The organism is Morganella morganii, assembly GCF_019242955.1.
GTDB classification, from domain to species: domain Bacteria; phylum Pseudomonadota; class Gammaproteobacteria; order Enterobacterales; family Enterobacteriaceae; genus Morganella; species Morganella sibonii.
The window spans coordinates 3,166,312-3,190,132 of the sequence record NZ_CP066129.1 but is presented as its reverse complement, the minus strand read 5'-3'; the positions used below and the strand labels follow the sequence as shown (position 1 = coordinate 3,190,132).

The 23,821-nt window shown below is 46.7% G+C and carries 18 protein-coding genes; 13 read left to right on the top strand and 5 right to left on the bottom strand.

The genetic code is table 11. From position 1 onward, the window contains the following. Positions 1-12: 12 nt before the first annotated feature. The 5 genes from JC793_RS15125 to JC793_RS15105 form a co-directional block, all read right to left on the bottom strand. Positions 13-1,023 carry a fimbrial protein gene (locus tag JC793_RS15125; protein WP_218426564.1) on the bottom strand — a complete coding sequence of 337 codons (1,011 nt, stop codon included), beginning with the start codon at positions 1,021-1,023 and terminating at the stop codon, positions 13-15. Next, complete coding sequence (locus JC793_RS15120) at positions 1,020-2,147, bottom strand: type VI secretion system protein TssA (RefSeq protein WP_218426563.1); 1,128 nt, start codon at positions 2,145-2,147, stop codon at positions 1,020-1,022. Before JC793_RS15120 ends, JC793_RS15125 begins: the two co-directional genes overlap by 4 nt. Positions 2,148-2,181: 34 nt before the next feature. Next, positions 2,182-3,198, bottom strand: coding sequence for a type VI secretion system baseplate subunit TssG (gene tssG / locus JC793_RS15115; protein WP_218426562.1), 1,017 nt, complete (start codon positions 3,196-3,198; stop codon positions 2,182-2,184). Further along, complete coding sequence (tssF, locus tag JC793_RS15110) at positions 3,198-5,075, bottom strand: type VI secretion system baseplate subunit TssF (protein WP_046893926.1); 1,878 nt, start codon at positions 5,073-5,075, stop codon at positions 3,198-3,200. Before tssF ends, tssG begins: the two co-directional genes overlap by 1 nt. A gap of 434 nt (positions 5,076-5,509) precedes the next feature. Further along, positions 5,510-5,692, bottom strand: coding sequence for a hypothetical protein (locus tag JC793_RS15105; protein WP_218426561.1), 183 nt, complete (start codon positions 5,690-5,692; stop codon positions 5,510-5,512). 304 nt (positions 5,693-5,996) lie between these two features. On the opposite strand from JC793_RS15105, the gene tssH reads away from it, so the two are divergent. The 13 genes from tssH (at position 5,997) to JC793_RS15040 (ending at position 23,759) form a co-directional block, all read left to right on the top strand. Further along, positions 5,997-8,771: a type VI secretion system ATPase TssH gene (tssH, locus tag JC793_RS15100; protein WP_218426560.1), complete on the top strand. Its 2,775-nt coding sequence runs from the start codon at positions 5,997-5,999 to the stop codon at positions 8,769-8,771. Positions 8,772-8,832: 61 nt separating this feature from the next. After that, entirely contained in the window at positions 8,833-9,402 is a 570-nt protein-coding gene (locus JC793_RS15095; protein WP_218426559.1) for a fimbrial protein, read from the top strand. 57 nt (positions 9,403-9,459) lie between these two features. Next, positions 9,460-10,224 carry a fimbrial biogenesis chaperone gene (locus JC793_RS15090; RefSeq protein ID WP_218426558.1) on the top strand — a complete coding sequence of 255 codons (765 nt, stop codon included), beginning with the start codon at positions 9,460-9,462 and terminating at the stop codon, positions 10,222-10,224. Positions 10,225-10,400: 176 nt separating this feature from the next. Further along, the gene (locus JC793_RS15085) at positions 10,401-12,884 is read left to right on the top strand and encodes a fimbria/pilus outer membrane usher protein (protein WP_218426557.1); all 2,484 of its coding nucleotides are present in this window, start codon (positions 10,401-10,403) and stop codon (positions 12,882-12,884) included. Beyond that, the gene (locus tag JC793_RS15080) at positions 12,875-13,471 is read left to right on the top strand and encodes a fimbrial protein (protein WP_218426556.1); all 597 of its coding nucleotides are present in this window, start codon (positions 12,875-12,877) and stop codon (positions 13,469-13,471) included. The genes JC793_RS15085 and JC793_RS15080 overlap by 10 nt, the downstream gene beginning before the upstream one ends. A 197-nt stretch (positions 13,472-13,668) precedes the next feature. Then, on the top strand, positions 13,669-14,202 hold the full coding sequence (tssB, locus tag JC793_RS15075) for a type VI secretion system contractile sheath small subunit (RefSeq protein ID WP_029991537.1): 534 nt from the start codon (positions 13,669-13,671) through the stop codon (positions 14,200-14,202). A 20-nt stretch (positions 14,203-14,222) separates the two neighbouring features. After that, positions 14,223-15,728 (top strand): type VI secretion system contractile sheath large subunit, encoded by a 1,506-nt coding sequence (gene tssC, locus JC793_RS15070; RefSeq protein WP_046893920.1) that lies wholly within the window; start codon positions 14,223-14,225, stop codon positions 15,726-15,728. Positions 15,729-15,897: 169 nt separating this feature from the next. Further along, the gene (locus JC793_RS15065) at positions 15,898-16,383 is read left to right on the top strand and encodes an Hcp family type VI secretion system effector (RefSeq protein ID WP_107680662.1); all 486 of its coding nucleotides are present in this window, start codon (positions 15,898-15,900) and stop codon (positions 16,381-16,383) included. Between the two features lie 171 nt (positions 16,384-16,554). After that, positions 16,555-17,115, top strand: coding sequence for a type VI secretion system lipoprotein TssJ (gene tssJ / locus JC793_RS15060; protein WP_046893918.1), 561 nt, complete (start codon positions 16,555-16,557; stop codon positions 17,113-17,115). Between the two features lie 3 nt (positions 17,116-17,118). After that, the gene (tssK, locus tag JC793_RS15055; protein ID WP_107680661.1) at positions 17,119-18,465 is read left to right on the top strand and encodes a type VI secretion system baseplate subunit TssK; all 1,347 of its coding nucleotides are present in this window, start codon (positions 17,119-17,121) and stop codon (positions 18,463-18,465) included. Further along, positions 18,465-19,847 carry a type VI secretion system protein TssL, long form gene (tssL, locus tag JC793_RS15050; RefSeq protein WP_107680660.1) on the top strand — a complete coding sequence of 461 codons (1,383 nt, stop codon included), beginning with the start codon at positions 18,465-18,467 and terminating at the stop codon, positions 19,845-19,847. The genes tssK and tssL overlap by 1 nt, the downstream gene beginning before the upstream one ends. A gap of 56 nt (positions 19,848-19,903) precedes the next feature. Beyond that, positions 19,904-22,285, top strand: a complete 2,382-nt coding sequence (tssM, locus tag JC793_RS15045; protein WP_218426555.1) for a type VI secretion system membrane subunit TssM — start codon at positions 19,904-19,906, stop codon at positions 22,283-22,285. Beyond that, a complete protein-coding gene (locus JC793_RS15040) occupies positions 22,266-23,759 on the top strand; it encodes a type VI secretion IcmF C-terminal domain-containing protein (protein ID WP_218426554.1) in 1,494 nt (497 codons plus the stop codon). The genes tssM and JC793_RS15040 overlap by 20 nt, the downstream gene beginning before the upstream one ends. Positions 23,760-23,821 lie beyond the last annotated feature (62 nt).

The following is a 23,821-nucleotide window of genomic DNA, read 5'->3' as shown; positions in this document are numbered from 1 at the left end:
AATGCATTTCTGCTATTTAATATCCAGAGTAATAATAGCGGATGCCGTGAATTTCCCCTGTGCCGGATACGGTTTTCCATCCTGCTTTTTGAGGTTTGCAGTCCATCCGAAATTAGCTTTTTGTCCGCTCTTTAAATTTGTTATATCTATTCTTGTTGAGTTATCAACCATGACCGGTTTTTTCTGGTCATCAGTTATTTCGATGATCAGCGAATCATCATTATTTTTAATGTCACTGACTTTAATATATTTACCATCAGTTGTTATTTTATTACCTTTAATTGATGCTGTAACATTGTAACTGTTGTAATCTGTTTTACATACTATACCGAACTGGAATGGCTTTGCCACTCCGCTCCGGACGTTATCTGCATTGACGGTACCAAAGTCGACCGGCAGGGGCTTATCAACGGTACAGACCGGTGTACTGAAAATATAAATGTTATCCATGTAATAAGTTGTGATAGAGGTCTGTTCAAGATAATTGTCGCCAATTTGTTGCGCGCCGAATAGTAGGTTATTGTTGGGGTAGTTTAAGGTCAGATTAATCTCATTACTTAATTTATAGAATGTCGCATTAAAGCGTCCCCGGATAACCCCGACACTACTCCCTCCGGTCTCGGGATCTGGTTCTGAAGACAATGGGAAATTTAGTCTGGGTAAATCGCCCACTGCAGAGCCATCCGGAGCTGAGGTAGTAAATTTAACACCTATACCCTCTATATTTGTTTTATACATACCGGGGTAGCCGGGGTAGCCTGTAACTCCGACCAACGGACGATTACCGGTGAGTGAGCTGCCTTTACAGATATAGTCAATGTCTGTACTCAGCGATGTAGAGATTGCCTGACCAATCGGGATATCCGGGCTTATCGGTGCATCCGCCCGTAATTCAATGGGGGCCGACGAAGCATTCAATCGTTCGGTCTGATAATTAGGTGGTTTTATTGCGGTACATTCAACCGCCAGTGCATTACCTGATATTCCCAGTGCGGCCAGTGCGGCCAGTAATTTTATTTTCATGACATATCCTTATTGATATCCAAAACAGCGAGCATGTCAGCGGGGAATAATTTACTGAGCTGAAAGAAGTTTTTCCCTGCCGCTTCTTCGGCATACCTCAGCAGTAAAATAATCGGGTTACCGGGTTCGGTTTGCTGAAACCATGCCCGCACTTCACGGATCCTTTCGAGGGCATCCTGCCGGGTGTTAATGACTTTGTCGCGATAGACAACCCGTTCGGTTGTCACCGTTGTGCTATCGCCGTCAACGACCGTTTCTGTTGTGCTGCGGACAGAATCCGATGACTGACTGCGGGCTTCATCCGCCGGGTCATCCCCGGCAAAGACTAATTCAGAGGTTAAATCGGCATCACCATCAGGGGAGACACCGGTGGGCAGTTTTTTGCCGTTAGCGGTCAGATCTTTATTGAATAACGACAGTACCTGAGTCAGTGCCGGAAGTGCCGGTGTTTCATTTTCCAGCGTTTCCCGGGTCAGTTTTTTGATAGCGTCCAGAATCAGGGCGGCATTATTGAGGGAGGCGAGTGTTTTATCATTATTCAGGCGCCATTCATTCAGAATACCGGTGACACTCTCTTCCGCGAGGGCATTTTCTTCTTTCGGGATGGCAAAGGCGCGTTCAACGTCTTTGATGGTCAGTTGCAGTCCGTTGATCTTAGGCAGTGTCATCTGCCGTAAATCCAGCATAAAGCCATCCGTATCTTCCAGTTCGGAAATGGCATTGGCACGCATAAACGGCTCAAATTCACCTTCATCGTAAAGCTGAGGATGAATTTCATTCGGAAAGTTTTTCAGCAACTGATACAGCGCGATAAGCCCTTCTTCCAGAGCAAACAGACCAATCTGGCGGCTGCGGGCACGGATTAACAGAACGATCAGGCGGATATGCTTACTTTTTTTCAGCAGTTCCAGACAGTCACTTTCAATTTCCCGCCAGTTAACCGGTTCTGTTGTTTCGACAAAATCACCGTATTCCGCGCCCATTTTGGGTGCCATTTTGGACTGTAATGTGATGTATAACGGGTCATATTCGATACTTTCGCCGCAGACGAATTTCCCTTCCAGCGGCGTAAGGATTTCTGTATAAAAATCAGACTGAAAAGTAGATTGCAGTTCTTCGCTCACGGTCATTATTCCATTATCGGTTAAATGTAACGGCTCAGTTCAGGTGAGTTTCAGGATCAAAACTCATACCGGATATCGGTTCATCCTGTTTCTCCCGCGGCAGCCAGGCGGCATAACCCAGCTGATGGCTGCCGTCGAGGTTAGCTTCAGGTACCGCGTCAGGTGCCAGCACCAGCTGAACATCCCAGGCATACTCAAAGCCAACAAAGTTACGGACCCACTCTTTGAGAATCGGCAGATCCTCTCCCCACAAACTGAAGCGCATATATTGTTCCAGCGTTAACGGGCCCAGAATCAGACTGAATTTGTGTTGTCTGTCCTGGACGGTATTGCCCAAAATGGCGCCTTCTGACAACAGTAATGAGGAGTTCAGATCCCCCATCCGGGTCTGATCGGCTGTTTCCAGAAAAATCCATTGTTTGGTGTATTCCTGCAACTGAACCCGGATACCAAAGTAATACTCCAGCGCACCGGACAGTCCTTCAGGATTGCGCGCCTCCCGGATCAGATGAGATGAAGAGGAGAGGCGGGCGTGTGTCGGCAGAACGGAGTTACAGATTTCATCCGGTACCAGGCCGATGAGGGCGCCGATATAAAAAGAAAATTGCTCATCATCCTTGCGATCAAGGGTGGCGACGTCCTGTGAAACAAACCAGTTCCGGTAAAACAGAGACAGTGCGCGGTGGTGAAAGATATTCACAAAATCACGCAGCAGGGTGTCCTGATGTTCCAGCCGGATAAAGGCCTGTTCGGTAAAGTTAACCGGCATCGCTCCCTGCGGTCCCCAAATGCCGAGGCTGTAGAGATCGATATGGCACAAACTACCTTCGTGATAGATATCGGCTATCTCACGCGGCGCGAAAGCCATATTGGGTGTCTGTCCCAGCCGGTAAGGCTCCTGCTGGGGACGTGCTGCTGTTCCGACGGGCGGCATATCGGGATATTTCGCCGCGACGGCCCGCATCAGGCTGATAAAGCCGCTTTTCCACGGCTCTTCTTCGTTATACCAGCGCGACAGGTCGCTTAACATATTGTGATGCAGATGGCTCATTACAGAATCCCGCGTTTACCCGGCCTTGGTGCCCATTTGGCAACAAGGCCGCGTTGCATTGAATGCAGTTCTGTCTCGGTAAAGACGTTTACTGCCGCGTGACGGGATAAGTAGTTTTCCATCACTAACCCGAATAAATAAGGACTTAACCCGGAAAAGCCGACTTCATCCACAGTCAGAACACACTGAACACCACGGCCGTAGACCAGTAATTCATTGCCCGGCAACCGGCGGACAACCGGTTTGGTTTTACTGCCGACCAGACTGTCAATTTGTGTCATAGACTCCTGATCTGCCGGACTGACAAACAGACGCAGCAGATTACGCAGAGATTCCCCGCCCCGGTTGTGATCCATATCGTGCAGCGGCAGGTAGTTAAAACTGAGCTGACGGATAAGCCGCCATGCAGACTCACCACGGGCAAAAGGCGGATGCGGCGGACTCGGCTGTGACAGGAAATTGGCGCCATACACCGGAACGGAATCTGACAGCGTTAAATCATAATCATTGCTCCGGTCGATCAGGCGGGGGAGGTCACGGTTAGTGACCAGCGCTTCCACGGAGAGATAACGGATATCGTCATCAAACGGGGCTTCCTGCTGATCGACGAGGGAAATAAAGACTTCAGTACCGATATACGGTGTCAGCGTCTCATATTTACGGCGTGCACTGCCGTTGGCGCGGGTTTCCCTGCGCAGTGAGAAATAACGGCCGAAGTTTCCGGAGTCACTGTGGCGGGTCTGATAAATCGGGTTGAAAATGACCTCACTGCTGTTTTCTGCCTGTTGTCCCATCACTTTGCGGACAGAAAAAACTTCATAGTCCAGCGGCCGGCTGCGATCCGGTACAACGTGAAAATCATTCAGCGCACGGTTAATTTCGATTTTATCGATTCGTTTGGGAAACAGGTTGATAACCGGTGTGCAGAACAGCAGAAAACGATCTTTATCAATATGACTGATAAGATCCTGAGGAAAACGATCCAGCAGAATAATAATTTCCGCTTCATTGGTATCATTATGGCGCAGAGCATCGCGCAGATGATTGAGCGTAAAGAAATAAAAGCGCTGGCGGCAGGAAAAATATTCCTGAACCAGGTTATGACCATGGAACATATTCCACTGAACCGGCAATAATGCCTGGTCAGGCTGCAGGCCCTCAAAAGAGACACCACCGTTGACGATAGTGGTATCTTTCTTCTCACTGCCGCCGCTGCGGATAATCATGGCGACATAATGCGCGTGGATCAGCTCAAAAATATGTGAGACAACACGTTCGTCACCATCAATATAAAAAGGCAGTTTGTCGAGATTTTCGAGCTGGGAAAACAGGTTATCGCCGTCAAGCTTCAGTTTTATCCGTAACGCACCTTTCAGGCGTGAATAAGATATTCTGTATTTTTCCAGGCTGGAAATATCCGGCGGGATTGACGTCAGCCGGACATCTTCGATTTCAACCGGCCATAATGTCAGATCCTGACTGCTGCGGAATTCGCAGCGTGATTGTTCACCCGGCAATAACCGGGTAAACATCTGACTGTTCTTCGGAACATGATAGCCGTTCGACAAATCACCTTCTTTGGTATTAGGATGCAGCTGAATGACCCCCATTGACGGGGTCTGGGCATTATAATTGGGGTAAATAACATCCAGGAAACGCTGGGTAAATTTCGGGAATTCGGCATCCAGTTTTACCTGGGAACGCGCTGAAATAAAACAAAACGCTTCAATCAGCCGCTCGACATAAGGATCAGCAACTTCAATACCATTCATGCCCAGACGACCGGCGATTTTCGGATGCTTTTCCGCAAACTCACCGGACATTTCTTTCATAAACGTAAGTTCCCGATTGTAAAAATCAAGAAATTTCTGATCCACGGATATACCTCTGAAAAGAAATGAATTATGAAGGCAATTATCAGCCTTAAAAAATAATAAAGATCTAAATATGAAAAGACACTGAATAAACTCTGGTTAAAAATAAAGGTCATACGTTCATACCGATATCGGATAAGTCTGTATTACCGTGTTATTACCTTGTGGTAAGGAAATTATATGATGAAAAAATAAGTAATTTTCAATGTGAACATAATATGATTAATTTATGAATGCCGGGTGTTCATCTTTTTTCGGAGGGCGTATTTTAGTTTTAATTATATCGATTGTATATTACCAGGGGATATATGCTTAATCATTTCATTCATCGATTTATTTGTGGTCAGATTAATTATTTATTAGGGTGTTTTGGTGATTTTTTTACGGTGTTCTGGTTTTTTGTTTTGTTTTTTATTATTTGATGTTCATTGTTGTTATTAATTCTCTATTAATCCTTTTTTTGAATCAATCTGATTGGTGTTATTTTTATCTTGTTGTTTTTTATTGATTAATTGGTTGTTTTCTTGGCCATTGTCATAAGAATTTTCTAAATTGATATATTTATTTTTTCTCGTGGTTGTGTTTTTTTTATTTACATAATAGTCTTGGTGTAAAGACACGAAGTAAACCTCAGGATAGTGTGTAGTGCATATAAGGATTAATGCAGAGCATCAGGATGTTATCTTAAGAATAAACTTAAGGTTAATTCTTATTGTCAGGTAATATTATTTGCTTTTATTATGAATCAGCATTTCTGAAAACACACTTATGTTTATGTATTCCGGATATGTGTTCATTTAGTTATTTATACGCATGCGTGGTTATGCGTAATACATATTGTATTTATAACATATTGTGTTTATAAACCGTGCACCTGCTAAGGGTGAATTGTTAGTATAAACAACACTTGATTAGGTAATAATTGTGGCTTTCAGCAGACAGAGTTTATTTGGCAAGCTCGATACGACTTTATTCCGGAGTATCGAAAGTGCAACGACCTTATGTAAATTAAAAGGCAACCCTTATGTTGAACTTGTCCATTGGATGGTTCAGCTGTGGCAACAGGAACAAAGTGATCTGAGACAAATTGTCCGTCACTTTCAACTCGACATCCAGTTAATGGAAAAAGGGATGGATCAGGCACTTCTGCGGTTACCGTCAGGCGCCAGTTCTATTTCTGATTTCTCTTATCATATTGAAATGGCAATTGAGCGTGCTTGGGTATGTGCAAGTCTGGAATATTCAGAGAGCGCTATCCGCAGCGGCCATTTATTACTTGCCTGCCTGACGACAACGGAGTTGCGCCGGGCATTATCCGCGATTTCACCGGTATTTGACAAAATTCCGCTGGATATTCTGGCGTCAGATTTGGCATTCATTACCAAAGATTCGCCGGAAGCAGAGCAAAATGCAACGGATAACAGCGATCTCGGCGGTAAAAACAGCCTGCCGGGTGAAGCCAGCAGCGCCATGGCCGGTGAGCAGGGCAAAGCAACACTGGCGCAGTACACCACTGATCTGACTGCACTGGCCCGTGAAGGCAAAATTGATCCGGTGATCGGCCGTGAGCAGGAAATCAACACGATGATTGATATTCTGCTGCGCCGCCGTCAGAACAACCCGTTACTGACCGGTGAAGCCGGGGTGGGTAAAACCGCACTGGTGGAAGGGATGGCACTGGCTATCGCATCCGGTCATGTACCGCCGCCGCTGGCAAAAGTTCGTCTCCTGAACCTGGATATTGTTGCACTCTCTGCGGGTGCCAGCATGAAAGGTGAATTTGAATCCCGCCTGAAATCCGTACTGGAAGAAGCAGTTGCTTCCCCGAATCCGGTCATCCTGTTTGTGGACGAAGTCCATACACTGGTCGGTGCGGGTGGTAACAGCGGCACCGGTGACGCGGCAAACTTATTAAAACCGGCTCTGGCACGCGGCAAGCTGAGAACGATCGGCGCCACAACCTGGAGTGAATTCAAACGTCATATTGAGAAAGATCCGGCTCTGACCCGCCGTTTCCAGGTATTACAGGTCGACGAACCTTCAGAAGAGAAGAGTGTGGCCATGTTGCGCGGCCTGGTGCCGATGCTGGAAAAACACCACAGCGTCTGGATCATGGAAGAAGCACTTCAGTCTGCGGTCCGTTTATCCCACCGTTATATTCCTGCACGTCAGCTGCCGGATAAAGCGATCAGCCTGCTGGATACTGCCTGTGCCCGTGTTGCGGTTGCCCAGAATATTGCGCCGAAAGATTTGCAGGAACTTCAGTATAAAACGCAGACAGCATCGTCTGAATTATCACTGGCAGAAAAGGCACTGAATTTCGGCCGTGAAGACAGCGATACCCTGAATGCCCTGCAGGATAATATTAAAGCGCAGACAGCTCAGGCAGAAGAAATGGAAGCCCGCTGGCTGAAAGAAAAATCAGCAGTGGCGGCCATTGTGGAAATCCGCAGTCAGATTCAGGCGTTAATCAGCGGTGATAAACCGGCTGACGCTGCTGCACCGGTTGCTGAAGAATCCCACGCTGTCACAGCTGAAACCGGTGATACCGCAGTGGCTGAAGCTGTCACGGAAACTGTTGTGCTCAGTGAAAAAGAGCAACTGGCTGAGTTGCAGAAACAGCTGGCAGAGCAGGAAAAAGCACTTGAGGCTATCCGTCAGAACCTGCGTGAAGATGCGGTTATCCAGGCGGAAGTTAATGCAGCGGTTGTGGCATCGATTGTCGCAGACTGGACCGGGATTCCGGTCGGCCGGATGATGAAAGATGAACTGAATGCCGTTCTGGAATTACCGAATCATCTGGCAGAACGTGTTATCGGGCAGCAGCATGCACTGGATATTATCAGTGAGTCTATCCAGACCTCACGTGCCGGACTGGCGGACCCGCGTAAACCTATCGGCGTCTTTATGCTGGTCGGGCCGTCCGGTGTCGGTAAAACCGAAACTGCGCTGGCCATTGCCGAGCAGCTGTACGGCGGTGAGCAAAACGTTATCACCATCAACATGAGTGAATACCAGGAAGCTCACACCGTATCGTCCCTGAAAGGCTCGCCTCCTGGCTATGTCGGTTACGGTGAGGGTGGTGTGCTGACTGAAGCTGTCCGCAGAAAACCTTACAGCGTCGTGCTGCTGGATGAAGTGGAAAAAGCCCATCCGGATGTTCACGAATTGTTCTTCCAGGTCTTTGATAAAGGCCGTATGGAAGATGGTGAAGGCCGTGTGATCGACTTTAAAAACACCATTATTTTACTGACCAGTAATGCCGGCAGTGATCTGATTTCAAGCCTGAGCGCTGACCCGGATACGACCCCTGATCTGGACGGTATGCGTACCGCATTACAGCCGGAACTGCTGAAAGTATTCCCGGCCGCGTTCCTCGGACGCCTGAGTGTGGTGCCGTACTATCCGTTACAGGATGAATCGCTGGGCCGGATTGTCCGTATTCACCTGGATCGGGTCGGTCATCGTTTGTCTGCACAGCATAATGCGGCATTCGAATACGGTGACGATGTGGTGGATTCAATTATCAGCCAATGTTCCGTGGCTGAAACTGGTGCGCGAATCCTGATTCGTTTCATCGAGCAAAATATTTTACCAAAAATCGGTTTACATATTTTAAACCGGAACACGGAATCTGCAATTCAGAAGGTCATTCTGAGTTGCGATAATCAAAATGGATTTACCGTCACCTCAGAGTAAGACGCGGTAACCGTTTTATGGAAAGCAGTGAAGTACATAATCATATATTAAGGATATAGATATGAAAAAAATCAAGTTAGCATTATTAGTGGCTGGTTCTTTAGTTGCCGGTGCAAGCACTTCTGCTTTTGCGGCTGAAGGTCAGGGTACCATAACATTCGACGGTGAGTTAATTAAGGAAACCTGTCAAATTACCAGCCCACTGAATCAGACAGTAAAATTACCTAAGGTGTCTGTTAAATCACTGGCTGCATCCGGTGATGAAGGTGGTTATATGCCGTTTACAATAAATGTTGACTGTTCAGGAGCGGAAGCTACCGATCTTGTAGGTAAAAAAATTGCTGTACATCTTGAACCGGTCGGAAAAACAACGGACTGGGACCCTGCAACAGGTAACCTGCTGAATAATCTGACTGGTGCTAATGACGCTAAAAACGTTCAGATCAAAATTTACAGTACCACTGGTGGCAAGCGCGTTCATAACAAAATTGGTGAAACCGGAGCATGGGTGGATATCACCGCTGCTAAGAAGACAATGGACTTCCATTATGTCGGCGGTTATTACGCCACAGCACAGACTACTCCCGGTTTGGTAAACGCCACTGTTATGTATACTCTGGTTTATCAGTAACAGACGTACCGGACAGAGCCATTATATGGCTCTGTCTTTTAATTAACAGAGGTTATTATGTTAGCAAAATCTATAAAAGCGTTATTGATCACGTCTCTTTTTTCCGGCATGGCACAGAGTGCGGTTGTTATCGAGGGCACCCGTATTATTTTTGACGGCGGAAAGAAAGAGCAGGTTGTCAGAGTTAATAACAGGGATGAAACTCAGCCGGTATTAATTCAGGCATGGGCAGATGACGGTGTTGACGTTAATAACATTAATAACCCGAAACTACCATTTGTTATCACACCGCCGATAAGCCGGATTGAACCGGGTAAAGGGCAGAGTATCCGGGTTATTTATAACGGGATGTCCCTTCCGCAGGACAGAGAATCTGCGTACTACTTTAATGTTCTGGAAATTCCGCCGCAAACAGAAGAAGGCCGGAATGCGGGACAAGTCCTTGAACTGGCCTTTAAAACCCGGATTAAACTTTTTTATCGTCCGGAATCTTTACGCAAAAGCATGGTATCCGCTGAAACTGATAAAATCAAATGGAGTGTGGTGGATGTCCCGGGGAAAGGTACAGGACTGAAAGCGGAAAGTGCATCACCGCTTTATATTACTGTCACCGGAATAAAAGCAAAGATTAACGGAAAAGATGTTCTGTTTGATGGCGATATGATCTCACCAATGTCTTCAGCGGTATATACCCAGCCGAAAGAAGCTCAGAAAACAAACGGAAATATCTCTGAGTTTGAATTTTTTATTCTGAATGAATACGGCAGTCAGATTACCACAAAAATGGCAAAGTCAGGGGCAGGATTTTCTATCGTTAAATAATACTGTTTAAAGGGATTTAATTCAGGTGGTTAACAGGGAGTGTAACTGCCGATAACAGGAGTATTAGTATGAGACAGCGTCAATGGAGATTAATGCTCTGTTCTTTTTTATTTCCGGCCGTATCATTTGGCAGCACTACTTCATTGACAGATGAAAATAGTGCAGGTGACGGAAAAATGGATTATAACGCCAGTTTTATTCAGGGACTAGATGTTGATGTCTCTGACTACCGTTATGGCAATCCTGTACCGGAAGGAACTTATACAGTTGATGTGGTTATCAATGAAAATAACAGAGGGAAGCGCAGTATTGTTTTCAAAAATATATCTAATGATAAACGGGCTGATGCGTGTTTTACGCCTGAGCAGCTCGAAGAGTTAGGTATTATTGCTGATAATAAGCTGGCTGGTCAGTCTGAAAACAATATTAATAGCGGCGATGGTTCCTGTCAGCCGCTTTCCGCGTATGTCAGCTATGCAAAAGCGTATTATAATACCGGAGATCTGGTATTAAATATAACGGTTCCCCAGGCGAGCCTGAAGCATAAGCTTTCAGACTATATTGACCCGTCACGCTGGGAAGCGGGGGTCACGGCACTGTTTATTGACTATAACCTGAACAGTTATTTATCAAGCAGTAAATCCGGTAACAGCAGTGATAAAGAAAACTATTACAACACGAATATTAACTGGACAGCCGGTCTGAACTTTGACGGGTGGCGCCTGCGTAACCGCAGTAACTCCGTATGGTCTAAAAATAACAGCTTCAGTAATAAAAATATTCAGCTCTATGCTGAAACGGATATTACCCCATGGGAAAGCCGGTTAACACTCGGTGAAACTTTCACCAGCGGTCGTATTTTTGACAGTTACGGTATCCGGGGGGGAATTTTGGGCACAAATACAAAAATGCGCCCGGATTCTGAAAATAACTTCAAACCCGTTATTACCGGTATTGCAGATAGCAATGCCCGGGTGTTAATCCGCCAGAACAATTATACCATTTACGAAACAACGGTGACGCCGGGTCCATTTGAAATCAGTGATTATGGTGCACTCGGTACCAACGGTACATTGCAGATGGTGATTATTGAAGCGGACGGCCGTGAGAAAGTTCAGGATATCGTGTTCTCAGCACCGCCGATGATGTTAAAGCCCGGAACACTGCAGTATGCGATTTCTGCCGGGGAATTGCGTGACAGTTCTGCCGGTGAGTCACCGGCCGTGGTGGAGGGGGAATTACTTCAGGGGATAAATAACTTCCTGACCTGGTATACCGGCTTCCAGTTATCTGAAAACTATAAATCAGTGGCTATCGGTAATTCACTGAACACCCCGATTGGTGGTATTGCACTGGACATGACCCATGCCCGCAGTGACCTGAAAGAGAAATCACAGTCCGGTGAGTCGTTCCGGATCAGTTACAGCCGGTTGTTTGAGCAAACCGATACTAACGTTATTGTATCCAGTTACCGTTATTCAAACGACGGTTATCTGAGTTTCCGTGATGCGACTATGATCAGAGCGCGCGGAGAAAATTATAACGACAACAGAACAGATGAAAGCGGGAAATTAATTAACCCTTATCTGGGCGTCAACGCCAAAAACCAGTATTCACTGAACCTTAACCAGCGCTTATGGGATAACAGTTCGGTATCTGTAATGGGCAGCTACTATGATTACTGGACGGACAGACAGGCATCATCACAGTGGTCGGTTTCTTATCAGCAGAGTCTGGAATATTTCTCATACAGTCTGGCTTATCAGCGGTCAAAAACCAGTGAAAATACCTATGATAATACCTATGTGCTGAATATTAATATTCCGTTGTACCGGGGTTATAACTATCAGCCGGCGTTTAACAGTCTGTCGCTGACCACAACCCGTAATGCGGATGGCAATACGTCATTCTATACCTCCGCATCCGGTTCTCAGGGGGATCAGAGTGAGCTCAGCTACAATATCGGTGCGACGGCTAACTCACATTCAGATACCAGTGATTCACTGACGGCGGCAGCAAACTACCGGAGTGCCGTCGGTACCTATGGTGTTACCGGATCGATGAATAACCGCTCGAACCGGCAGCTCTCGTTTTCAGCGAACGGCAGTATCGTTGCGCATCCCGGTGGTGTGACCCTGGGGCCATCTGTCGGTGATGCACCTTTTGCGATTATTGAAGCTGATGGTGCCGAGGGCGCGGCAGCATTGAACGGCAACGGCAGTAAGATTGACGGCAGAGGTTATGCCATTGTTCCTTATCTGAATTCATACCGTGAAAACCAGGTGGGCCTTGATGTCAGTAAAGCGGGACCGAATGTGGATCTGATCGATGACCTGGCGATAGTGGTGCCGCGTGATGGTGCGGCGATTGCTGTGAAGATAAAAACCAGTGTCGGTAAACCGGTTGTACTTATCGTTAAAGATAAGAATGGTAAATTCCTGCCGATCGGAACCAATATCTATGACGGCAGTGGTGAATACCAGACTATTGTCGGCCAGGCCGGAATGGCTTATTTACGCGGCTGGGATGGCAGCAGCGGAGCATTATCTGTGAAATCAGGAACAGCCGGTGAGTGTGTGATCAATCCGGAACCTGGTATTGCGCAGAAAATTGCGGCTGCAGATAACTCAGTGATTCAGGTGGAGGTAAAATGTATTTAATGAACATCATCAAAAAATACGGAATATCATTATTCCCGCGAGCAATGGTTTTATTTATTCTTTTAGGAATATTTACATACTCCCGTGCTGAAGTTATATGTAATAATTGTGACCTCAAAAATATTGAAGTTGAGTTCAAGGGTATATACACAGAAGGTACATGTTCTATTTCAGTTAACGGAAAGTCATCGGATGAAACGGTGGTGTTACCGACAATATCGTACAGGACATTATCAGCAGCCGGGAAAGAAGCCGGAGCAACACAATTCAGCGTTACATTGAAAGATTGCCCGAAAGAAGGAGATATTTTACTTTTCTTCAAAAGTGATAATAACCTGAGCCCATTAAATAAAAACCTTAAAAATAGTATCGGTGCAGATTTTGCAGAAAATGTTGAACTGCGTATACGGGATGATAAATCAAAACATATTGGTATTGATGATCCATTATCCGGGCAGTTGTATCCTATTCCTGACAACAGATCTCCGGTAACAAAAAATTATTATGTGTCTTATTTTGCCGGTGATAATGCAGTTTCAGCGGGAAATGTAAAAGCGAAGTCGATTTTGGAAGTTAGTTATAAATAACATTCAATATTTTTTGAAAGTAATATGTTCACAACAAACAGATTTATCCCGGTTTATATTCAGTAGTAATGTTTAATATGTAATGACGCCTTTGCTCATCAGTCTGGTATTGTTTTTGGCTAATGAAAGCGGCTAATTTGAGTGAAGTAATATTAGTAAATTTACTAATCAAATTAAACAAAAAAGAGAAACACGGTATGAGAATTAATAACGGTAGTGCTCAGAAGTTCATAGCAAGAAACCGCGCTCCCCGCGTGCAGATTGAATATGATGTCGAAATTTACGGTAGTGAGAAAAAAATCGAATTGCCATTTGTAATGGGTGTATTAGCTGATTTATCCGGTAAGCCGCTGGAGCCGCTTCCGCCTGTTACAGACAGAAAATTCCTGAGCATCGATATTGATAATTTCGATGACCGCATGAAGGGTATGAAGCCGCGCGTGGCTTTTGCTGTACCTAATACCTTAACCGGTGACGGTCAGCTGATGGTCGATATCACATTTGAAAGCATGGATGATTTTGCGCCGGATGCGATTGCCCGCAAAATCGAGCCACTGGCTGAGCTGCTGGAAGCACGTACTCAGTTAACTAACCTGCAAACCTACATGGATGGTAAGGCAGGGGCGGAAGGTCTGATCATGCAAATTCTGCAGGATAAAGAACTGCTGAAAACCCTGGCGTCTGCACCTAAGCGTGAAGACAAAGTTTCAGATCCGTCTCAGGACGATTAAGAATTGTAGGTGACAGAGATATGTTAGCTCAAAATACTCAGAAAAATGCCGGTGCGAAAGCGACGCAGACGCAGGAAACAAGTGATTTCAGCTCCCTGCTTGCACAGGAGTTTAAATCCAAAACTGAACAGTCCAAAACGGCGGTTCAGAATGCAGTTAAAACACTGGCTGAACAGGCGCTGGCTAATTCAATTACGATTTCCTATGACGCGTATAAAAATATCGAGTCAATCATTGCGGAAATCGATCTGAAGATGTCAGAACAGATTAACCTGATCCTGCATCACAAAGAGTTTCAGCAGCTGGAAAGTGCATGGCGCGGCCTGCATTATCTGGTCAATAACACCGAAACGGATGAGAAGCTGAAGTTACGTTTCATGGATATGTCCAAGGACGAACTGCGCCGTAACATGAAACGTTATAAAGGCGTGGCATGGGATCAGAGCCCGCTGTTCAAACAGGTTTATGAAGAAGAATATGGCCAGTTAGGTGGCGAGCCGTACGGCTGCCTGGTTGCTGACTACTATTTCGATCATACTCCGCCTGATGTTGACCTGCTGGGTTCTATCGCGAAAGTGGCTGCTTCTGCACACGTACCGTTTATCACCGGTGCATCACCGTCTGTTATGCAGATGGATTCCTGGCAGGAACTGTCCAACCCGCGTGATCTGACCAAAATCTTTACCCAGAACCTGGAATATGCAGCATGGAACTCACTGCGCCAGTCTGACGATGCCCGTTATATCGGTCTGGCCATGCCGCGCTTCCTGGCGCGCCTGCCGTACGGTATCGCAACGAACCCGGTTGACGAGTTTGATTTTGAAGAAACCACTGACGGTTCCGACCACAGCAAATATTCATGGTCAAACGCGGCCTATGCAATGGCTGTGAACATCAACCGTTCATTCAAACATTTTGGCTGGTGTACGCTTATCCGCGGTGTGGAAAGTGGTGGTGTGGTTGAAAACCTGCCTTGCCATACTTTCCCGAGCGATGACGGCGGCGTGGACATGAAATGTCCGACAGAAATTGCGATTTCTGACCGTCGCGAAGCGGAACTGTCCAAAAACGGTTTCATTCCGTTAATCCACCGTAAAAACACAGATTACGCTGCGTTTATCGGGGCTCAGTCTCTGCAGAAACCTGCGGAATACTATGATCCGGATGCAACGGCTAACGCCAACCTGTCAGCACGTCTGCCGTACATGTTCGCCTGCTCCCGTTTCGCGCATTATCTGAAATGTATCGTCCGTGACAAGATCGGTTCATTTAAAGAGCGTGATGACATGCAGAAATGGCTGAACGACTGGCTGATGAACTATGTTGACGGGGATCCGGCTAACTCTTCTCAGGAAACAAAAGCACGCCGTCCGCTGGCTGCCGCGGAAGTGGTGGTTGAGGATGTGGAAGGGAACCCTGGTTACTATCAGGCGAAATTCTTCCTGCGTCCGCACTTCCAGCTGGAAGGTCTGACCGTTTCTTTACGTATGGTCGCTAAATTACCGTCACTGAAAGGTGCTGCGTAATCGCGTCCTGACACAATATTCTCTCGCTTCACAAAGGGAATAGCAGTTCATTGCCGGTGAGAACCATAAGGATATCAGGTCCGATATCCGGCATAACAAAAGTGGTCACCACAGGGTGTGGTTACCTGTCAAAGCAATTTGATTAATGCATTAATAAGAGGAAATACTGATGGCTCAAGATATGTTTTTAAGAATCGCAGGCATCGATGGTGAAGCTCAGGATCACGCGCACAAGGATGAAATTGAAGTTCTGTCATGGCGCTGGGGTGTAAACCAGCAGTCTAACATGCACAGTGGTTCAGGCGGCGGTTCCGGTAAAGCAACTGTGGAAGATTTCACATTTGTTCACTATACCGATAAAGCAAGTCCTAACCTGCTGAGCTACTGCTTATCCGGTAAACACATCAAAGACATCCAGTTTACTGTCCGTAAAGCGGGTGGTACCCCACTGGAATACCTGGTCATTAAATTCACTGATGTTATCGTCACTGATGTTGCAATGCAGGGTTCTATCGAAGACGAAAGCCGTCCGCGTGAAGTGGTTAAATTCTCTTTCACTAAGATGACTCAGGAATATGTTATCCAGAATGCTGAAGGTAACAAAGCAGGTACTATCGCAGCTACCTACGATGTTAAAGCTAACCTTATCAGCTGATAGTATTTTATGTTGGAATAAAACCTGCTGCTTTCAGGCAGCAGGTTTTTATCTCCGGGAAGTTTTTTTATAAATATTTAATTGTTTGCAATTTACGGTGGCGGACAATATTATTAATGACTCTTAGTTGTTTATACATATAAGCATTTTCATAATGCCAGGCATGGTTATATGTCCAATAATACAGAAAGAAAATATACCCTGTTTAAGGTAGTGAATATCCTGTGTGTCCTGGTCATATCCTTTCTGATTACAGGGTGCAGTTTTTTTAGTACATCAAAATCAACCTCTTCTGAAGATAAGTCCGCATCAGAACTAAAAATTAGTTTAGTGGCCAGCGCTGAAATTAATAAAAACAAAAACCATCTGCCATCACCACTGAATGTATTTGTTTATGCTGTTAAATCTAAGCAATCATTTTTAAGTACGGATTATTTAACCTATTTATATAAAAACAAGCCTAATCCTGAAAATGAAATGCTTATCCTGGAATATATTATCAGACCAGGTGAGACAAAAATCATTGATTACAAAATTAATTCGGAATTTCCCTATATCGGGGTCATAGCAGCTTACAAAGATATCAGTAATGCCAAATGGAGTGCCGTATATCCTTTATCAAATTTACGCGGTGCAACATGGACTGAAAAGTATATTTTATTTACCGAGCCTGAACATGAAATTAAAGTCTTATTTTCAAATTCAGTTGTGTCAATCAAAGAGAATGGATGAGTTGTGAGAACAAATAAAGTCGTATGGAGTGAGGGACTGTTCCTGCGCCCTCAGCTATTCCAACAGCAAGAACGTTATTTTGAATATATTGCTCATAAACGTGCAGCGACCATTAGTCCGTTCTTCTGGGGTTTTGCACAATACGAGATTGATCGTGAGGCATTGTCTTATGGCAAGCTGGTCTTACGTTCAGGGCAGGGGGTTTTTCCTGATGGTACGCCATTCGGGATCCCGGGCCACGATGAGCAGCCTGAACCTTTAACCATTACAGCCGAGCATCTCGGAAAGATGATTTATCTGGCCGTGCCATTACGTCTTGATAACAGTGATGAAACGATTTTTGATGAGTTTGACAGCAGCTCATTAGCCCGTTTCTCCTCGTATGAAGAAGAGATTAATGATACCAACGCTGTGCGCCAGGGACCGAAACCGATCCAGCTGGCCCGTATGCGTCTGCGCCTGATGCCGGAAACGGAAATGACGGAATCATGGATTGGTATTGCACTGGCGAAAGTCAAAGCTATCCAGCCGGACGGCAGTGTGCTGCTGCATCTGGAGGATCATATCCCGCCGGTTACCGGTTATGCGGCTAACTATCTGCTGATGGAGTGGATCACGCACTTAAACGGCCTGGTAAAAATGCGTGCGGATATGCTGGCGTCACGTCTGGCATCCAGTGACGGTAAAGCCAGCGCCAGTGCGGAAGTGGTTGACTATCTGTTACTGCAGATCTTCAACAAATATGAGCCGATTTTAAACCATTTGCGTCATATCCCGGAAACCGCACCGATTGTGATTTATGAGGAGCTGGCTAAGTTTGCCGGTGAATTATCCACTTTCCTGCGGGCAAAAACACGCCGGCCGAATGTGGCGCCGGGTTATGACCACGCCAATCTGTATGCGTCAATCCGCCCGCTGGTGGATGAAGTGCACGGCCTGCTGAACCAGATGCTGGTGCGTTCCGGCCAGAGCATTCCGCTGGTGCGCCAGGAGCATGGTGTCTGGACGGCATCGGTCATTCCGAGCGAACTGCGCGGTTTCTCCAATCTGGTACTCGCGGCGTCATCGCAGTTGCCGCAGGATGTTATGCAGCACCAGTTTGTGGCACAGACCAAAATCAGCTCGCCGCATAAACTCCAGGATCTGGTTCGTTCCCACCTGCCGGGTCTGATTTTACGCAATCTGCCGGTTCCGCCGAGACAAATACCTTATACCTCCGGATATCTGTACTTTGAACTGATGAAGCAGGGACCTTACTGGGAAAATATTCTCAACAGCGGCTCTCTTGCCCTTCACGTTGCAGGGGACTTCCCGGGGATACGGCTTGAGCTTTGGGGCGTGAGGGATTAATGAACCTGTTCAATGACAATTACGGTGATGATGACGATCAGGACAAAAAAGGTCCTGACGGCGCATTAGCGGATCATCAGGAAGAGCAGTCCCCCCAGTCAATGGGGGCTTTTCTGCATGATGACGGTAGTTTTTTCGCACCGCTGGACAGCGACCCGCTGCGCAATGACGAAATTGATTACCGTGATCTTGCGATTAAAAGTGAAAGCATCCAGGCCCGGATACAGCGTGTCAGCCGGGCGGAAGATCCGTTGCTTGAGGCGGTACAGCCGCTTCTGCGGGCGCTCAGTGAACTGCCTGAGCAGGTTTCCGACCTGAAGCAGGTGGAAATCCTCAAAAAGAGCCTGAAAAATGAAATATCCACCTTTACGGCGGTCTGTGATGCGGTAAGTATTCCGTGGCAGAAAATGGCCATTATCCGTTATGCCATTTGTACCGCGATTGATGAATCTATTCACTCCAAAGCCTGGGGGCTGGCTTCCGGCTGGTCGCAGAGTAACCTGCTGAACCACTTTGAAGGGGATAACGACGGGGGGAACAAATTCTTCCTTCTGATCGGCCGTTTGTCCATGAACCCGCAGGAATATACCGATGTGCTGGACATTCTGTCCCGTATTCTCGGCCTCGGGTTTGAAGGTCGTTACAGTATTATCGAAAACGGCGATCGCCAGCTGAATAAAATCCGCCAGCGTCTGCTGTCGTTACAGCAGAGTACCCGTGACTCGGTGCCGGCGGCATTATCGCCGAATGCGACAGTGACCCAGGAAGATAATGAAGTGCGCCGGATCTACCTGCCTGTCCGTATTTCTCTGATTATCTGCACGTTTATTCTGATTAGTCTGTTCGCCCTCTTTAAATACTGGCTCTCCGTTGATCTCGGGGAATTTACCGATCGTGCCGCAGCACTGAAGCGCGGTGAGCTGAAACATACTCAGCTGGCGGTCAGTATGCCGCGCTTACGTCTGGCTGTTCTGCTTAAAGATGAAATAGCCAAAGGTCTGGTTGAAGTGGATGAAACCGGTCCGCAAAGTATTGTGACGTTCCGCGGTGATGCCATGTTCCTTTCCGGACGCAGGGAAGTTAAACCTGAAATGGACAAAATCCTCACCCGGGTGGCAGATGAAGTCAAACGTGTTGACGGTAAGGTCGTGATTACCGGACATACGGATAACGTGCCTATCGGACGGGCTAAATTTGCCAGTAACGAGGAGCTCTCGCTGAAACGTGCTGAATCTGTGGGGGACTTCTTTGCGAAAGCAGGTATCCCGGCGCAGGGTATTGAGACAAAAGGCATGGGGGCTTCACAACCGATCAGCAGTAATAAAGATGAACAAGGGCGTGCGCTTAACCGTCGCGTTGTCGTTTATGTTACCTATCTGTGAGTTATAAAATGTCATTCTGGAATCGAACATTTGCACTGCGGTTTTTAAAAAGATTTTTGATCTTTATTTTCTTTTTATTAGCAGCCGCCATCATATGGTACCTGGGACCGACATTCGGCTATGGTGAGATTCGTCCGCTTGAAGATGCAGTACCGCGGATCATCTTCATTGTTCTGCTGGCTGTTATTTTTATCGGGCTCTGGTGCCGTGTTCCCTGTTTTCTGCTCGGGGTACTGACACTCTGCGTGACATTCTGGGTATTCTCGCCCTATTTGCTGCTCGGGGAATCCTATCCGTTTGAGGAAACCACACCCCGGCTGATTGTTATCGGGGTCATTACGCTGGTGACACTGCTGTATTGTGTCTGGCTGCTGATCTCCATGCTGCGGTTCAACCCGGAAAAACTCGATCGTTTCTTTAAGAAAAGTAACGTTGATCCTGTCCGTGCAGGTGAACATTACCGGGAAGTTGTTGCGGTTATTAATAATGCCGCCCGTTATGTGGCGCATACCAGCCGTAAGATCTCCCGCTGGAGTCATTTCTGGCGTCCGAAAAAAGTCGTTTATGACCTGCCATGGTACATGATGCTGGGTTCGAAGGATGCCGGTAAAACCACAGCGGTTCTGTCATCAGGTCAGGAGTTCCCGTTACCGGAACAATTACTGCGCGTTTCCAGAGAAAGCACGCCGACCGCTAACTGTGAATGCTGGTTTACCAATGAAGCTATCTTTGTTGATACTTCCGGTAAATACATTGATGAGTCAGATGAAAACGCGGGTGAATGGGAAGCGCTGGTTAAGGCGATTAAGAAAAACCGTCCGCTGAAATCACTCAACGGTGTGGTGGTTACCATCCCGGTGACTGACCTGCTGGGTAAAGATAAGAAAGAGCTGTACGCATTATCATCAAAATTCAGAACACAACTGGATATGCTGCGCCATGAATTAGGGGTGCGTTTCCCGGTGTATGTAATGATCACCAAGATGGATATGGTGTCCGGTTTTGATGAATACTTCCGGTCGCTGACGATGGAAGAGCGTGATCAAATCTGGGGCTTTACACTGCCGTTTGGTGAGAAAAAGAAAAAATCCGATGCGATTGTCGAGATCCGCGATGTGCTGCGCAATGAGTTATCCGCGCTGGAAGGCCGTCTCGATAAAGATATGACGGCGCGTATGCTGGATGAGTATGATGTCACCACGCGTAAACGCATGTATCAGTTACCACAGGACTTCCGGTTACTGGCGGATTCCATCACCGAGTTCGGTCAGAACGTCTTCTCGCCGTCCCGTTATGATGATACGCAGAAGTTTACGTCTTTACGCGGTATCTATTTTGCCAGCAGTACGCAGTCAACCATGCAGTCTCTGCTCAACCCGAATACCATTGTTCAGAAATGGCGGGATATGGCAAACAGCCTGGGGGATGTGGTCGCTGATAAAGCTGAGGATACGGAAGATCGTCTGGTTCAGGAAACCGTAAACGGTAAGCATTTCTTCCTGAAACACCTGTTTGAGAACTTTGTCCGTGACCGCAACCTGGTGCGTTATAACCTGGCGCTGACCGCCAAGTACCGCTTCCAGACACTGGCCGGTCATCTGCTGACGATTCTGCTGACGGTCTGGCTCTGTTATGCACTGGTGATCAGTTATCACAACAACCGGGATTATCTGGATGGTGCAACCGCGAAAGTGGAAGAGGTATCGACGGTTCTGGATGAGTATCTGGAAAATAACAGTGACGGCCTGCTGGCGAAGATGCTTTCACTGACCCAGGATATTCCGGTGCTGGGCGTGTTCGACTTTAAAGATCCGCGTCTGTCTTACCGTTACGGCCTGTATGCCGGTTTTGATATCCGTGAGGAATCAGACAAGATTTATCAGTATTTCCTGCAGCGCTGGATGCTGTTCTCGCTCGAACGGATGGCAGAAAAATCGCTGTATGACGCAGTGACAGCAGATGATTCAGATACTATTTACGATAAACTGAAGACCTATCTGATGCTGCACGGTGAAGGGAAATTCGATAAGGATTACCTGATTAAAACGCTGACGGAAGAAGCACAGGCAAACCGGATGATCGAAAACTACGGTCAGACCATCGTCTTTGTTTCACATCTGGAAGAGCTGTTCAATAATCCGCAGTGGAGCCGGTATAACCCTGAGATTAATGACCGCCTCGTGGCAGCCGCACGCGTGGTTCTGCAAAAAAAGCCGTTAGCCTCTCGCCTGTACCAGAAAGTTAAAGAACAGGCGATGACGGAGGCGCCTGAAAATATAACACTGAACAAGCTGGCCGGTGATCAGCTGGGCAGTATTCTGGAAATCAGTGATGAATCACTGGCACTGAACGGTATCCCCGGCATTTTTACCAATGCCGGGTATCATCAGGTTTTTAAAAAAAAAACTGACGGACTACGTGAAAAATATCCTGAGTGAAGATAGCTGGATCACAGGACAGAAAAATGAAGGTAAGGGCCGTAAAACCGATATTAAGCAGCTTGACGGCTTTTATATGTCGGAGACAGAAGAAGCGGTTCTGAAACTGTATCTTCAGGAGTATACATCAGTCTGGAATCAGTTCCTCAGCGGCATTCAGCTGAAGAAAATTGTGCCGGATACGGCCGTGGGAAACGATACCACATTTGATATGTACGCTTTGCAGATCCTCAGTGCCCCGGATTCACCGCTGATTGATATGATCACGCAGATCGGTCATGAAACGGCGTTATCCGTGGATTTTGCCAAACAGGAATCGCAAATGCCTGATCTGTCCAAAACTCAGGCCGGGCGGAACCTGACAACCGGGCGTATGGGATCTGTCACCCGTAACCTGAAAGACCTTCAGACCGTTAAGGATGCACTGTCGCAGCGGGAAACAAAAATCCTGTATGACAATGTGGATCGCCGTTTCTCGGCACTGCACCGCTTAATCAACCTGGATACGTCTCCGCAGCAGGGAAACCGGCGGATACAGGCGGGACAGGGCGGGGATAACGGGCTGAACAAAATTATCAGCATGCTGGGGGATCAGCATAACTACCTGGTGATTACGGAATCGGCGATGGAGGACGGCAGCGCGCTGCCTTACCCGTCAGAGGCGGAAAAACGTCTGAAAGCGGAATCACGGCTCTGGCCGGCACCGCTCAAAGCGATCATTATGCCGCTGCTGGGAGGAATCTCCGTAAAGCTCAGTCAGCAGTTCACACTGCAAAGTAATGAAGCAGTTAAAACGGAATTAGGCGACATGTGTGTCGCCTCTTTTCAGGGCAGCTACCCCTTTGCGGACAGCGAAGAGGAAGTCAGCCTTGAGGAGTTCGAAGTTTTCTTCGGGCCGAACGGCATAGTGGATGCGTACTATAAAGAGAACCTGGAAAAGCTGGTGGATACCAGTGTGTCACCATGGCGTTATAAACGTGAAGATCTGCGCGGAAATGAAGACCGGGAGGTGTTGCGTTTTTTCGAACAGGCCCGGGAGATCAAGAAAGCTTTTTTTCGTAACGGGATGAGTGAAAATGTCTCTTTCAGCTTTAACGCAAGTATCCCGGCATTATCGCCGCGGATTTTGCAGTTTGGTATCAATATTAACGGAACAGCACTGACTTATAAACACGGGCCGGTCTGGCCTAAAGTATTTAAATGGCCGGAGCAGGATACTGAAAATACCATTACGATGAATGCCGTTTCCGCAGAGAATTCAGAAAACACTGAAGAACGTGTGCTGATGGGCGAATGGGCACTGTTGCACTGGATGGATATGGCGGCCGAACAGAAAGATATATCGCCGGCTAAACAGACATTAATTTACCGGCTGGGTGATCAGAAGGTTAGTATAAATGTTAACGGATTAAATTATAAAGGAAAGCCGGTTAATAAATTACTGAAGAACTTTAAATGCCCAGCAACTATTTAAATAATAGGTAATTGTAATTAAGAATATTCGGTTGCTTATTTAATTGTGGACTTTTCCTATTA

Bases quoted from the DNA above. Each gene is read 5' to 3' on its own strand.
- JC793_RS15125 (WP_218426564.1), bottom strand. From the start codon at position 1,023: ATGAAAATAAAATTACTGGCCGCACTGGCCGCACTGGGAATATCAGGT.
- tssG (WP_218426562.1), bottom strand. From the start codon at position 3,198: ATGAGCCATCTGCATCACAATATGTTAAGCGACCTGTCGCGCTGGTAT.
- JC793_RS15095 (WP_218426559.1), top strand. From the start codon at position 8,833: ATGAAAAAAATCAAGTTAGCATTATTAGTGGCTGGTTCTTTAGTTGCC.
- JC793_RS15090 (WP_218426558.1), top strand. From the start codon at position 9,460: ATGTTAGCAAAATCTATAAAAGCGTTATTGATCACGTCTCTTTTTTCC.
- JC793_RS15085 (WP_218426557.1), top strand. From the start codon at position 10,401: ATGGATTATAACGCCAGTTTTATTCAGGGACTAGATGTTGATGTCTCT.
- JC793_RS15080 (WP_218426556.1), top strand. From the start codon at position 12,875: ATGTATTTAATGAACATCATCAAAAAATACGGAATATCATTATTCCCG.
- tssB (WP_029991537.1), top strand. From the start codon at position 13,669: ATGAGAATTAATAACGGTAGTGCTCAGAAGTTCATAGCAAGAAACCGC.
- tssC (WP_046893920.1), top strand. From the start codon at position 14,223: ATGTTAGCTCAAAATACTCAGAAAAATGCCGGTGCGAAAGCGACGCAG.
- JC793_RS15065 (WP_107680662.1), top strand. From the start codon at position 15,898: ATGGCTCAAGATATGTTTTTAAGAATCGCAGGCATCGATGGTGAAGCT.
- tssJ (WP_046893918.1), top strand. From the start codon at position 16,555: ATGTCCAATAATACAGAAAGAAAATATACCCTGTTTAAGGTAGTGAAT.
- tssL (WP_107680660.1), top strand. From the start codon at position 18,465: ATGAACCTGTTCAATGACAATTACGGTGATGATGACGATCAGGACAAA.